The organism is Candidatus Nitrosocosmicus oleophilus (assembly GCF_000802205.1).
Taxonomy (GTDB): Archaea; Thermoproteota; Nitrososphaeria; order Nitrososphaerales; family Nitrososphaeraceae; genus Nitrosocosmicus; species Nitrosocosmicus oleophilus.
This window is the reverse complement of the sequence record NZ_CP012850.1, coordinates 2358405-2373432: the sequence shown is the minus strand read 5'-3', so window position 1 is coordinate 2373432 and position 15028 is coordinate 2358405. Positions and strand designations below refer to the sequence as shown.

Here is a 15028-nt window from a genome sequence, read left to right as displayed (position 1 = left end):
AATTCGCTTAACAGAAGAAACTTTGTATACTTTTAGTTACGTTACTATTTTTAATATGTATTTATCAAGATTTTCAATATCTTTTTATTGACTGATGATCATGAATTCAATATGAAATCAAAGTACTATTGGGTAACATTTTCGTTAGTAATGTTAACAATAATTTTGAATATATCTACTCTTGATCAAACAATCTTCGGACAGAGCCTCTTTAACCAATTGGTCGCAAACGAAAATGCTAATCAAACAATTACACCACCCAGTGCTGAATCAAACTTATCTGTAAATGAGAGTCAATCAAATAATATTCCAATTCAATGGGTAAATATTTCTGGGCATTGGACTTCGGATGAAAGAGGTTTTCATGGGGGCTCGGACGGTAGTGGCAAAGTGCTAGTAAGTAACATAATATTGGATCCGGCCATCAATAATACCATAGAGAATCTGTCAACCTCTTTTAGGATTAACGATCTGAACATGGTAGTTCCAAATTATGTTGCAATAGTGCATTCTTTCCTCGATTCTAATAATTACAAATATGCTGGCATCAATCTTTTTGATGATGCTATTTACGGGATTTTCTATAATGTCACTAACGGTATCTTGACCTCATACCCTCAATGGCCAGGAATAAAAACAGATCTGAATTGGAAACCAGGAACTTTGTTTAATATGTCTCTAGTAAATCATGATTCATCTTTGGATTTGATAATTAATGGTACAACTTACTATTCAATTCCCGTCACCGAGGATTTTCTTTCTGATGGCATGGTAGGACTAGACTATGGTAGAATTAAAGATCTGGATTTCTTTAGTTTTACTACTGAGCAACCAAATAATTCTGTGGGTAAATCATATACAACCCAGGACAGTCAAACTATTTTACTTGATGGTAAAACTATTCCCGGAGGCGAATATATTCAAATATATGATAGCTCCCCATACAAAATCCTGAGTGGCCACGTAGCTATGAATCTTCCCTGTGATGGTGATGGTTCTACTGATTTAAATGTCCTCGTTGGTCAAGTCCCAAACCTAAACCCAGCTGATTTGGAATTAGTAGATCCATTGTCTACTCTTGGAGAACTCTGTTTATATCATGTAAATGTTGCTTCAGATGAAACAAATCCTATTACAGATATAGCCATTCAAAATAACTCTACAGATGATATTGAATTTCCAAGTAAAAGTAGCATATTGATCAGCCTAAATGAAATGTCTAGACCTTAAGGATTTTTGCATGAAAAGAATAGTTTTATAGATCTAGTTTCAAACCATCAATTGATCATTCTTAATGGATCCCTTTCAAAGTCGATGGATTAGGAGTCGAACTGAAAAGCTGCAACATTCAGAATATTACATTACTCCCATCCTAAGATCCGAAAAGCAAATGGCGTCAATATTGAAGGAACAGTTGGTTCCGTGCTCACCCTCAATAGTAAACAAAACATAGAAATATGTTCTTTAAAGTGCGTATAGGCCTAGCCAATCGAATTACATTTGAAGCAACTGCATGTTATTGATAAATCATTTAATTTTTCTAATGCGATTAATTTGAGTGGAATACAAGATTACTTCCCCAGTATATTTGCAAGTCCTAACTCATTTAATCAGTATCTAAATATCCTGTCAATATAAAAATCAAGTTAAATGATTGATGATTATCAGATAAAATTGGCATCAAAGTGGTGGATGATCCCTTTGCAATGTCGTGATGCATTCACCTTTGGCTAAGCTTATATTGTAGAAATTGTTACAAAAACTAGGAAATGAATTATAATATCGTTCTCTTAATAGGGTTTCTATATTCAGCATTATTATGTGTTGTCATGATTTTCTCTCAAAATTTTGTATATGCAACACTTAATTTAGAAAAACTGCCCACCGTTAACGATTCTTCCATAGGTGTAAAGGAAATAGGTAAAGGATTGCCAGATTCAATTTCAAATATAGATTTTTTAGATAGGAATAATATACTTGCTTTAGGTAAAACATCTGGAGAAATTTATCTAATTTCAAATGAGATACTGCAACCTAATCCGGTGCTTAATCTAAATGTTAGTGGGGAAGTTGAAAGGGGGTTATTAGGCATAGCCATAGAAAAGGATCCATTCTCAATTGATAGCATTAATCAAACCATTTACAATGAATTAGGAACGAGTGTTTATTTATATTTTACAGAAATTCATGACGGGAACCTGACTCATAACAGATTATACAAATATGATTGGAACGGCAGTAGACTTATTAATCCGCATCTCATCTTGAATTTGCCACTACCTCCTGGCCCACACCATAACGGAGGTGAGTTGGCAATGGGTCCTGATGGATTCTTGTATGTTACAATAGGCGATTATGAACATATTGGAGATTATCGACATAATGGGATACTCCAAAATATCAAAAATGGAACAGCTCCCGATGATACAGGTGTGATATTAAGACTTAATGGGAGTGATGGTTCACAACCAATCGATAATCCTTTTTTTTCCAATAACACTGGCGACCCTTTAGGTAAATACTTTGGGTATGGGATCCGGAATAGCTTCGGAATAAGCTTTGATCCAATTACAGGCAAATTGTGGGAATCAGAAAATGGCCCTGAATCATATGATGAGATAAACATTTTAAATCCGGGTTTCAACGGCGGGTGGAAAATTGTGCATGGACCAATATCAAGAACCAACTCAACGTTGGCGAATTTGACTCAGTTACACGGAGCCAAATATATCGATCCTGTATTTAGTTGGAAGATCCCCGTAGGTATTACTGGCATAGATTTCATGAAATCTTCTAAACTTGGAACGAAATATCTTAATAATTTATTTGTTGGTGACTTTAATAACGGAAATCTGTATCATTTGATGGTAAATAAAACTAGGACAGGTTTGAATTTCGATGATATACCTGGGCTTCAAGATCTAGTAGCGGATAATAATCTCGAACAGTCCCCAATAGTTTTTGGAACTGGTTTTGGAAGAATTACAGATGTCAAAACAGGCCCGGATGGATTATTATACGTCGTCGATTATGGCTATGGTAAAATTGATGATAATCCTCCTGTACATAGGATCTTTAAACTATACCCCAAATGATCATTTTTTGAACTTTTTTAATATGTTTAAATTAATATCTTACCTTGGAACTAATCTGATCTTTCCATGGTTTTACGATGCACTTCCTAGTTATGTGCCTTGATACTTATGACGTTCACTTTTGGAAGACAGCGAATAAATCCAAATTTTAAGACCTGAATTGTCAAATAAATGTTATTGTTCAAATCAAATATAAAATATTGAATTTCAACTTTGATAGTTCTAATTCAAATTTAAATTTAGAGAAATATTCATATTTCTTGAATCTAGTGGATAATTTTGGATTCAATAATTGTTTTTCAATCTCGCTCTTAGCCCTTTTATGTTTAGCTTGGTATTAAAGAACCTATCGTACTTATAGTCAGTAATAAAATGGCGGAGTAATCTGAGCGATCGCATTCATGACTAATATTAATATAATGCAATATGCCTAATTCTGTAATGCAGTCAAGCAAGATTCAATTGACTTTGATAACATTTTCACTCCTATTTTTATTATACTTCGGACTGAATCTTCCATCTCAATATCAAGATGCTCTTTCTTTTGAGAACGAAGTAAATTTAAGTACTAAATTTCTTAATTACTATGATCCATATGAGATGATTAAGATTCAGTATCCTTCATTTTGGACAATAATGACACAAAGTAATTCAAATGAAATTTCTTTCCAATCGCCTATTACGAATACCGGCGTAATAATTCAAAATAAGCCCAGTATAAACGAATCATTAGATGAAATTACAATGAACATGATCTCTTCTATTCAAACCAAGTTTCCTAATGTTCAAATCTTAAATACTGACCTGTCTGAGGACTCATCTAATTTAGCCACACAGACATTATTATTTAGGTACGGAGAGGAAAATAATTCATACAAGATTCTTTTATTCATCAAAATATATGACGATAGAACAATAGTTTTTACATATTACTCTGAAGAAAATTTATTCGATCGTTTTTTCCCGTTGGCTTCACACATGTACTCATCACTTCAAATGCCCTCGTTTGTAAATATTTTTGAACCCGTACGATATTTAGAAAACTTGAATCAATCACACCACTTGAATGATTCACAAGGCAACAAATCACAAACTCAGCAAGCCAAAAAGACCATATTGTCAAATTATGAGAATCAGAAGTTAAGCCTATCACTAAAATACCCTGCAAACTTAAAAAAAATCGAAGCGAATGACGGCTTGATATTTTCTTCCAAAGATGATGGAATTGCTATTACTGCCTCTAGAATACCGCTTTCTAACAGCTCATATAACGATTTTGTCGTCGACCATATGATCTCTCTAAATCAAACATTACATAATTTCAGCGTGATTAATTCTACAACAACGAATTTATTGGGATATCCTACACCAATGATTTTATTTACGTATGAAAATGGAACTCAATACTTTAAAGGGCTGCAGTTGTGGAAGTTTGTAGACAATTCATTATTTGTTTATACCTATTTTGCAAATTCGTATGAAAAATTTGATGCGTTCATGCCTCAGATAATTACAATGATCCAATCTATAAGATTAGGTGAATAGGGAATGCAGAATTCCGTGGGGTATTGAACCCTTACAACGAGCTTATAAAACTACACAGGGATCAAGAAATTTCTGTTTATGATGATTAAATGATATAAAATTCAATATACTTCATATTTTGTGCAAATTCTGAGGACTATGTCGAAAGAACTTTCAAAACCTTCTTATCCTACTAGTTACATTTTTAACAAGCCTTACGAATGGCTCTACAATGAAATTAGGGAGTATTCTCAGGATGTCTTGAATATCTTCCAGTTCAATGATTTTTAATCTTAATAAGATCAAATACGAAATTATAATACTAACAATGATACTAATACCGTAATTGATATCAAATAATTTAAAAGGTAATGCTATTAATAGGGGAACAAAACATATTGTTCCGATCATTGTCCAGTTAAACTTTAGACCCATTTTCTTAGCAATCAAAAGGGAAGCAACGCATCCTATCAGAGAACCAGCAAAGTATGTAATTGCTGCTCCATCTCCACCCCAAATCGGAACTAAAATCAAATAAAAAAGGGTTCTTGGGAAACTTGTAAAGAGTCCTAGGTATAGAACGTTTCGGTTGTTATTGTATGAGTATGATAAAACACTTACCCCAGTAATTAAAGCCGTTGGCAAGATGGACAGCAATAAAATAGCTAGGTTTGATGAACCCGCTGAATAGGAGCTTCCGAATAGAGTCATGATTTCATTGGTATAGTATAGCAGAATGTTTGAAATAGGGATGGTAATCAAAAGTGAAATTTTAATGAGTCTCCAAACCGCGCGTTTTCTCCCATCATTCATTGTGCTCAAAGTAGGATAAGCTATTGTCGAGAAAACTGATAGAATGATAGAGATACCTGTCACGATCGAAAAAGCAATGAAGTAAATTCCCGCATCAGCAGCACCGTTGGATACGAATACTGTGACTGTTCCTAGTTGAGAACCAATGATATTTACAATATTTGGGATCCAGAATGCAAGACTTGAATTTAGAATATTACGGATCTGAAATATACTGCCTATTTTTAGATATTCTTTGCAAGATTTCAAATCTAGATCGCTATAAAGTATTCTTTTAGCTGCGAAGGCCAGTATGAAGATAGAGGTAATTGGATACATCATGTAACCTATTAAGATCCCGATTACACCCCAGTCTAACATTACTAATATTACTGCTACTAAAATTTTCGCAATCGTAGCCAAGACTGAGGAAATTGTTATTACTCTTGTTTTTAGTGATGGAATAATAATAGCACGTAGGAGCCCTGCATATGTAGAAAACCCCATGATTAAAACTGATATTATGCTTAATACAAAATCTACCTTAAACGATCCATATATCCAACCAGAATAAGAAATCATAAAGATGCCCGAAGCGATAACTCCAATACTAAGCATGAGAATTGACGAATTAATAACCTGCCTCATTTCTTCTGAATTTTTGTTAAGTAAAGATCTTCCAAGATAACTTTGGATTCCATTCGAAATCCCAAAAGACGCTATTGTCATGAAAATTAAAGCTATAGATATAGTTGTAGAAGAAATTCCAATTTCCGAAGGAGTTGCGATTCTTGATAATATTAACCAATAAATATATCCGGAAAACATCAAACTAAGTGCTTCTATGTAGAGGTATGCTGCTCCGGTTCCTACATTCTTTTTATTTATTTCGCTCATTTTATCATCAACTATTAAAAATATAGATTATCTATCTTGTTCTCTGTCCACTAATAAAGCAATGTAATTTAATTTTTTTTAGCGATCAATTATCCAATCTAAACTAGGAGAAAATATGACCAAACTAGGTCATTCATTTTTCCTATTTAATGGTAATGTCAATCTATCTGATCTTCTACAATCAATGATAAAATAATCAAATTGCACCAATCCCATCTTTGATCCTTTCAAAGTGTAGAACTCTTTTTATGCATAATTGATCTCTATATCCATCTCTCAATAAGGGCTTAAATTCAATGAGGGAATAATCTACTATTTAGTTACATTTAATTAATAATAAATTCAGTATTTAAATTTTAATATATTTCAAAACTATCCAATAGCCTCTCATAACATTAAATTTCCCTAGAATATTGTTGATTTTCAACCATGCCGAAAGGGGTAGAAAACGAAAAATATTCAAACAGGATATCATTTCTAAATGTGGCAAATAGTATTTCTTAACAGGTTCAAATAGTCTATTAGGTAAAATTGAACCTATCATGTCCTCATCCAAGGAGTGCAAGTGTCCATACAACGGAGTATCCTTATTGCAATGTATACACGTAGTAAAAGTTCTTTGTTCTTTGTACGGGACGGAAATTATCAAAGTACCCGTCGATTGCAACACCCGACTTGCTTCTCGAAGCCCATCAACCTGTAACTGTGTGGGTAAGTGCTCTAATACTTCCAAAATAGTAACAGCATCGAAGGTTTTTTCTCTAAAGGGTAAGAATTCAATTGATGCATTTAGGAAATGCACCGTTGTGACCTTTTTGATGGCAATTTTTAAATATTCAAAGTTTAATTCCAATCCAATAACAGTTTCGGCAATATTTTTAATAAAATTAGTTGTGAAACCTTCTGCACACCCTATATCCAATAACATTGTACTATTTCGATCTAAACTCTTCTTAACGACCTGAGATCTTCTTATTTGTCTATTTAAGGCTATCCCCTTATTATCCCAAAGATTTTGTCTCAAGTTGTTTTATATTTTTTTATCAAATATTTAAGTCCTTTGAGTTATTAATTCAGAGAGTCCCGTATTTGAAAAACTCAACTATACCATCATCCTAGTAATGATATTTTTGGTCCATTACTTTGGTTACTGCCTTTCATGTTGTTACCAAACTGAGACTTTTTTTCATTTGGACAAATTATATATTCGCCATTTACTGTAGTACTATATAAAATTGGAAAAACAATTATCTATATTGATTTTTTGTGGTTTTGAAATGGGTAACGAAACTGGCGTTCATAGATTTTCTAAAGAGATAATAAAAGGAATTAGTGCCATGGAACCTTCAACATACTGTATCTATTGGAATAAGCGTGATGGAATTTTCCGAGGTTATATACAACTCATGAAGGATTTTTGTTCAAAAATGACTAGAGTAAACGTAGTTCACTTTGTTGTGATGTCCCCTGCAGAAATTCCAATCATATTATTGGCAAAATTATTTGGAAAAAAGATATTAACTACTTATCATGGTGACTACCTGAAACAGAATTCCATCACTGGTCATCCGCTTTTAAATGCCTTATTTTGGGTAGGTGATAAACTTTTTAGAAAATTTTCACATGCTCTTGTATCACCTAGCGAATATTTATTTAGCGAACTAAAATTTGATTCTAAGAAATCATTCGTAATCCCAAATCCTTTTGACTTGGAACAGATAACGGGCTTTTCTAGAAAGCCAAAAACATCTAAAGATGATGATATCATAATTACTTCTGCTTCAAATTTTAATATAAAGGAGAAGGTATCGGCCCTATACGTTCTTTGTGATTCATTTACCAAAGTTTCAAAGGATACGGTGCAGATCAAACTTTTCATTTTTGGAGACGGGAAGTATCTCAGAGATTTTAAGACTAGGTTTGGAGGGGTCGCGAATATCAAATTTATGGGTTTTCGAAGTGATTTTGGAAATTCGTTACAAACCTCAGATATATATGCTCACTTTTCAACCTTTGACAATCAACCTTATGCATTGGTTGACGCTCTTATGAGAGGAAATGTGATCCTCTGTAATAATTTGCAAGCGTTAACTGAAATGGTTGACTCTATTAACAATTATATTGTAATATTAGATGAGACTCATGTTGTCAATGCAGTTAGATCTATTGTTCATGAGATCAAGATTAATCCGGAATCATTCTATCAAAAAGGTTTGAATAATAGAAAAAATGCATTATCAAAATACTCGTCAAAAACAGTATCGATTGCCTATCATAAACTCTATTGCAAGATTTTGTCAGTTGATTTGGGTTAAATTTGATTTAACAATTCTGTTATAAAATGGCATCATCAAAAAAATTCGATCGAAAATAGATAGAGTATCTAAACCTAATATTGGTTGTTACGGTACCTATTGTTTTTATGTTAATGGATTTAAATTAAGTTCAGTAAGTTGAAAACATAATTCAAATTACAGATCAAAACTGGAACTATTAAGTTTTTCATGAATTATTTGTTTGTATTCTAATATTAAAGATCAACCCTTTTAATTCAAATGAAATCTTTAGTGGTCCTCTCGCTTCTATTGAACTAAAACATTCTCATCATTCCAATACATTAGAAACTAGATATTCATAGCCTTTCATAGAAGAAATAAATAAATAACTAGGATTTTCTAATCATCTGTTATGTTTCTAAAAGTAATATTAATGATCAAGTATATGACATTTCTTTGTCTTTATGGAATTATCATCCAAGATGCTAAAATCAGATCATTTGGATTTCGAAAATTGCAAATACTAGATTTAATATGAATATATTGTTTATACTTTCGCTTCAAAATTCTGGGCCCGGAATTGCATCAACAAGGGTAGAATATAATGCCGACTATCTGAGGCGAATGGGAAACAGTGTAACAGTCTCATGCATCTTTGATCCTACGAGAGGAGGAAAACCAGGATCAAGATATTGGAATGGTATTAAGATAATTAATTATGTTCCGCTAATATTAAATCTAACGCCGTTGACCCTTGTCTTTAATTTATTTTCACTTTTCTTTACTTCTTGGATACCCTATGTTATAGCAAAACCTGATATAGTGATAATTTCAGTACCGCCGGGAGAAGCTTCGTTGGGGGCCTTTATTTTGGCAAAGCTAGTACGGACCAAACGAATTTTTTTTGACTACCGCGATGAATGGGAGGACTATGCCATATCAAATTCACAAGCCAAAGTGTTCACATTCATGTATAAAATATTGAAAACAATTATGACTAAATGTTATAAGAAAAGTAATCTCGTAATTACAGTTACAGAGTCCGTATCGAATAAACTTTCTTTGAGAGGTGTAACAAATAATCGAGTTATTTCAAATGGGGCCAATACTAAAATTTTTAAGCCTAATATTAAAAATAAGAATTCCATAAGAAAGAAGGTTGGATTAGATACTAAGGATTTTGTTTTAATTCATAGCGGTCTATTGGGAGAGTATTATAAAATTGAGGTAATAGTTCATGCAATGAAAATCCTTTTGCCAAAAATTCCAACTTTGAAGCTCATATTGATTGGTGGCGGTTCTGATATAGATAACATCATGAATCTTGCTGAGAATTTGGGTATCAGTGAAAATGTAAAATATTTAGGGAAAAAAAATAACCGATCAGATGTAGCTGATATCGTATCTGCTTCAGACGTAGGAGTGATTCCTTATCATGAGAATCATGTTTTTCTAAATAATGCTATGCCAGTTAAGGCTCTTGAGTATTTGTCTTGCGGAATTCCAATTTTGGCCACTACATATAGGACTTCGTTACTTGGTAGATTTATAGAAGAAAATCAGATTGGACTGATATCCCCTCCAGAAAATGTGCAAATGCTTTCGGAGAACATATACACAGTATTCTGGGATCGTCATTTTGTTACCAACGCTAGTACTAGAGGCATCTCCCTTATAAAGGAAAGATTTGATAGCGAAAAGTTGGCTAATGAATTGATGAACCTAGTTACAGAAAAAAGATAATTTTGATTGATAAAAGATGAATATAGCCATAGACGAGAAATTTCAGAAAAAAGATTTTGTAATCGTTACACTAATTGCAGTTTTATTTTCTGCATTCACTCTATGGTTGATCGAATCATGGATAAAATATCCTTTTTTTGTATTTGAAATGTCAATTATTATCTTGGTTTATTTTATCTTAAGAAATTCTACCTCAGAAAATATATTTTTACTACATCGCTTCTTCCGAGTCAGTAGAAAATCACTAACTAACTATAAGAGTAACAATATTGACAGATTTTTAGGTCTACTCCTCATTATATTTCCAATTTGTATTTTAGTTCTCAATTCCATAAACTACGAACAAAAATACATTCAATTGATCATGGCTTTTTCATGCGTATCTTTTTTACCAGGATATGCAATCGTTAGATTAAGCGGGATTTCAAAAAGTCTTTCCTTGCTTGAAATAATACTTTTTTCTGTTATCATAAGTTTTGTTGTTTCTGGGTTTTCTCTCCTTGGCTTATTACCCATAGAGGAACATGCACGAATTATTTTTCTTTGCTCAATTTTTATTATTCTTGGAATCATTTTTGTCATAAAACAAAGAAAACTGACGTCGATTGACCTGAGTATTTCCTCACTATCTAACGGCAAAGATATATATGCTATACTGATTTCTGTAACCCTCTTTTGCTTTGTATTCTGGCTTTTATACCCACAAGCAACGATGATGAGAGATGTGGATATTACAAGGCATTTTCATAACTTCATTATTTTATCAAAATCACCCGACTTATATAGTGGATTTAATTATTTGTTATTCCACGCGTTCGGTGCATCATTACATACCCTCTCGGGGCTTGGTCAAAAGATTACCGATATTCAATCTATTCAAATTGTGATAAACTTAGTCCTACCCTTGTCAGTTTATACCCTGTCCAAGAGATATCTTACAACGATTGATAACAGGATTCCATCCCTGTCAGTAATTGTATATTCATTTTTTAGCAATTTTACATTCTTATACTTTCTATCATTGAAAGTAGCTGGACATCCTACCAATCTTGATTTATTCCAATTAGTTGGTGAAAAGGCGCTCGGAGGTTCGATCTTTCTACAACCATTTCATTATTTTACACCCATGTCAATTTCCTTCATAATTTTAATCGCCTTATTCCTCTTGTTAAGAATTGGAGATCAATCAAGATTTAGATTTATTGGGATGGTTTCCATACTGACCCTATCCTTAAACTTAATTCATGTATCGGAAGGATTAGCATTTTTGATCTTTATTTTTGTCTTGTCTTTTGCTACTACATCTAGATTATTGAATTTAGAAAGACTATTGTTAGGATGTATAATAGGAACCGTTATAACTGACATTTTTTTGATAACCGAAACAGTTGTTATGACAGGAGATTTTCGATTTCCTCAATTTAGTATAATATCTTTAATATTTTTCACAATGCCCTTACTGCTAACCTTCGCATTCATTTACAGAGTCAAGATATCGGACATCCTGATTCAAAAGCTAAATAGAACTACCCCAAAATTAAGAAAAAGGTTAGTTTCGATAAAGGATATCACTCTAAAGTATAGATTCTATAGTTTGTTGATGTGGTCACTCATCCTTATATACATTGTTAGCATAGTAATCTGGCTTTCAACTGACTCTATTGATATATCTTCAGTGAATGAAACTGGTTACATACCCTGGTTCATTTACCCTATAGCATTTGGGGTGGTAGGAATAATGGCAATATTGAGTTTAAACCATTATTCGAACTCGTCTAAGGAAAAAAGATCCGGGTTTACAATCATTTTACTAATGATATTAACCATGTTCCTGATAGGCAAAGTTATTTCCGTTTTGAATAGTAATCTGATAATTACGGGTTACTATGAGCAGAGATTGATCATGATTGCTTTCCTCTTCGCATCTCTAGTCGCCCCTATACCTTTGATCAAACTTAGTGACTATTTGTCATTTAGAGATAAGGGATTGCCATACGTCGCTCTTCTTGCATTTACAATTTCGTTACTAGTACTTTTAGGATTCTCTTCATTAATGCTCCAAGTTGAATTTTGGAATATCTATATTCATAGTATGAAAATCAGTGAAAAGGAATTAGAAGCTATTGACTATCTTAGAGAATTATTGAGTAAAGATAAATACTCATTTGTCATAGCTCCTACTTCGCAGTCAAGAGAGCTGATGGTTTTTACTGCTCCTGCATACAATTTTCCTATACCGCAGATTATAACCTCTGCTTTGTATCCCAACATTCCTCTGCTTTCCTTCTCTGTAAATGGTTTTGATCATGGTTATCTATATCTTCACCAGAGAGATGCTTTTCTGCTAAAGCAATCTCCTGATGACTGGCTGTCAAGTCATCTACTTGCAAAATTACCCATCATTTACACGAACGGGGTGGTTACGATATTTAATGTCACAAAGGGTTCATCTCCCGTATTGAATTCAAATCTAACTCTTGTTAATCCTACTATTTTCTCGGATGATCAGTGGTTGTATCTAAATGAAATATTTAACAAGAAGGGTAATCTTAGCTATACAGAAAAATTGGATCAAGATCCACAAATGTTTAAAGGAAAAAATATTCTGTTAAGTTACGATCCTGATTTCTCTTCACATAGCATTGACAATTTTACTCTTGACAATTATTCGAATAAGTGGAATGTTATTTCAGGATATTGGAGTTATTCAGGGGAGAGCTTGCATGGGGGCACAAATACAAATGCGGTCGAAAATATAATAATAAGAAAACCAGTCACTGAAAATTTAACTGAGTTATCTACTTCCTTCCATGTTAATAGTCTAAATAAGAATATCTCGAATTATGTTTCCTTAATTTATTCATTTGTGGATAATAGAAATTATAGATATACAGGTATCAATTTTTTGGAGGATGATATTTATGTTAATTCTTATAAGGTGGAGAATGGTCAACGGAGCGGTGAATTTATTTGGCCCGGAGTAAAGACCAATTTAAAGTGGAACCCAGGATCTCTTTATGAATTGAAATTAATTATTCAAAATGGTTCACATTATTTGGTCATAAATGGTACAAAATATCATTTATTTAATGATAAATCATTAGGTAAAAATGGTTACGTAGGATTAGAGTACAATGGAGTAAAGGACTTAGACTTTAAGGACTATGGTCGAAAAGACTCTAGCATGTTCAAAGAATCAAAGATAAAAAGATATCTGGAATATCTCAATAATGGGGGGAATTTATATATATTTAACACTTATGACTATGGTACCCTAGTCAAATTACTCAATAATACTGTTGAATTTAATTCGATTGAAAATGATTTAGAAAGCAAGGATTTGATTTCAATATTTGGTGGCAATGGTAGGCCTATGAATCTTCAATATAATGACTCGATTGAAAATGATTTAGAAAGCAAGGATTTGATTTCAATATTTGGTGGCAATGGTAGGCCTATGAATCTTCAATATAATGACTCGATTGAAAATGATTTAGAAAGCAAGGATTTGATTTCAATATTTGGTGGCAATGGTAGGCCTATGAATCTTCAATATAATGACTCGATTGAAAATGATTTAGAAAGCAAGGATTTGATTTCAATATTTGGTGGCAATGGTAGGCCTATGAATCTTCAATATAATGACTCGATTGAAAATGATTTAGAAAGCAAGGATTTGATTTCAATATTTGGTGGCAATGTCATCAAGTCTATTATAACCATCAATAACACTAAAGTCGTAGTCCCTGTATTTGAAAAACATATCGGCAAAGGTAAGATAACATATTTCGATATATATCCTACTCTGACTAAATATCTGACCAATTCTATCTCATCACAAGACTTTTCGGAGGTCATTAGAGAAATTTCGAGTGTCTTACCTTTAGAGAATTCAACCAAACCATCAATAGATCTAAATGGACTAAATGTTTTTCAAGAAATAAAGGGACGAGGAAATATCGTGATAAATTCAACATCCGTAATTTTGTTAAATGATTCATATCCAGAAGTTATTTTAGAACAAAACCACAATTCTTACAAGCTCAACAATATTACTGATTTATCAATCACTGATTACGATACTGTATCTGTCCTGGGAAATGATGAATTTAGATTAGGTAATGGAAGGGGCTTGTATAATAATATCCAATTCGAAGGTTCTAACGATTCTTCAGTGTCTATCATACCTGAGAATTCTACAATAACAGGAGTTTCTAACGGCAAATATTTTGAATTTCCTAATATATCAAAAATTGATTTAAATGATCAGCAGATAGGAATGTATGTCAATCATCCTGTTGTGCAAATCAATGGAGACATCTTTATCAAAGATTTTTATTTTGGAAAGTTCATAAACGCTAAACAAGACCGCATGTTAAATGGAACAGTCTCATTCACTTCAGAGCTATCCGATTTATACACATTAGTTTCTAATTTTAAGGCACATGGGGAAATGCAAAAGATCCCTTCGTCTAAGTTATATACTGATGCGGATTTTCTTAAAACGACTTTTAACTTTCTTTCTTCGGATTCGATTTCGGTTTACGTGCTGATCGCTCTGACGTCTATTATCCTCTCAATCTACCTTGTCAAAAGATTGACTCAAAGGAGATTAAGATGATTCATCTGTTTCTGTATCAAGCAAGGATAAGATTGGTATGTCACGATAGCATTATTCAAATCGTGGCTAGAAATTTGTAA

At 32.8% G+C, this 15028-nt stretch carries 8 protein-coding genes; 6 read left to right on the top strand and 2 right to left on the bottom strand.

The window, feature by feature from the left end:
- The first annotated feature begins 111 nt into the window (after window positions 1-111).
- The 3 genes from NMY3_RS11510 to NMY3_RS11500 all read left to right on the top strand — a co-directional run bounded on the left by NMY3_RS11510 (window position 112) and on the right by NMY3_RS11500 (window position 4640).
- Complete coding sequence (locus NMY3_RS11510; protein ID WP_196815996.1) at window positions 112-1230, top strand: hypothetical protein; 1119 nt, start codon at window positions 112-114, stop codon at window positions 1228-1230.
- A gap of 599 nt (window positions 1231-1829) precedes the next feature.
- On the top strand, window positions 1830-3095 hold the full coding sequence (locus NMY3_RS11505; RefSeq protein ID WP_231100033.1) for a PQQ-dependent sugar dehydrogenase: 1266 nt from the start codon (window positions 1830-1832) through the stop codon (window positions 3093-3095).
- 426 nt (window positions 3096-3521) lie between these two features.
- On the top strand, window positions 3522-4640 hold the full coding sequence (locus tag NMY3_RS11500) for a hypothetical protein (RefSeq protein ID WP_196815994.1): 1119 nt from the start codon (window positions 3522-3524) through the stop codon (window positions 4638-4640).
- Window positions 4641-4793: 153 nt separating this feature from the next.
- On the opposite strand, the gene NMY3_RS11495 is transcribed toward NMY3_RS11500, so the two are convergent.
- Window positions 4794-6308, bottom strand: a complete 1515-nt coding sequence (locus tag NMY3_RS11495; RefSeq protein WP_196815993.1) for an oligosaccharide flippase family protein — start codon at window positions 6306-6308, stop codon at window positions 4794-4796.
- Window positions 6309-6657: 349 nt separating this feature from the next.
- Window positions 6658-7332, bottom strand: a complete 675-nt coding sequence (locus NMY3_RS11490) for a class I SAM-dependent methyltransferase (protein WP_196815992.1) — start codon at window positions 7330-7332, stop codon at window positions 6658-6660.
- A gap of 253 nt (window positions 7333-7585) precedes the next feature.
- Here NMY3_RS11490 and NMY3_RS11485 point away from each other — a divergent pair, with 253 nt between their 5' ends.
- The 3 genes from NMY3_RS11485 to NMY3_RS11475 all read left to right on the top strand — a co-directional run bounded on the left by NMY3_RS11485 (window position 7586) and on the right by NMY3_RS11475 (window position 14948).
- Complete coding sequence (locus tag NMY3_RS11485) at window positions 7586-8623, top strand: glycosyltransferase family 4 protein (protein WP_196815991.1); 1038 nt, start codon at window positions 7586-7588, stop codon at window positions 8621-8623.
- Window positions 8624-9118: 495 nt separating this feature from the next.
- The gene (locus NMY3_RS11480) at window positions 9119-10327 is read left to right on the top strand and encodes a glycosyltransferase family 4 protein (protein ID WP_196815990.1); all 1209 of its coding nucleotides are present in this window, start codon (window positions 9119-9121) and stop codon (window positions 10325-10327) included.
- A gap of 16 nt (window positions 10328-10343) precedes the next feature.
- The gene (locus NMY3_RS11475) at window positions 10344-14948 is read left to right on the top strand and encodes a hypothetical protein (protein ID WP_196815989.1); all 4605 of its coding nucleotides are present in this window, start codon (window positions 10344-10346) and stop codon (window positions 14946-14948) included.
- Window positions 14949-15028 lie beyond the last annotated feature (80 nt).

Coding starts and splice junctions, on each gene's coding strand:
- NMY3_RS11510 (WP_196815996.1), top strand. CDS start 112: ATGAAATCAAAGTACTATTGGGTAACATTTTCGTTAGTAATGTTAACA.
- NMY3_RS11500 (WP_196815994.1), top strand. CDS start 3,522: ATGCCTAATTCTGTAATGCAGTCAAGCAAGATTCAATTGACTTTGATA.
- NMY3_RS11505 (WP_231100033.1), top strand. CDS start 1,830: ATGATTTTCTCTCAAAATTTTGTATATGCAACACTTAATTTAGAAAAA.
- NMY3_RS11480 (WP_196815990.1), top strand. CDS start 9,119: ATGAATATATTGTTTATACTTTCGCTTCAAAATTCTGGGCCCGGAATT.
- NMY3_RS11475 (WP_196815989.1), top strand. CDS start 10,344: ATGAATATAGCCATAGACGAGAAATTTCAGAAAAAAGATTTTGTAATC.
- NMY3_RS11495 (WP_196815993.1), bottom strand. CDS start 6,308: ATGAGCGAAATAAATAAAAAGAATGTAGGAACCGGAGCAGCATACCTC.
- NMY3_RS11485 (WP_196815991.1), top strand. CDS start 7,586: ATGGGTAACGAAACTGGCGTTCATAGATTTTCTAAAGAGATAATAAAA.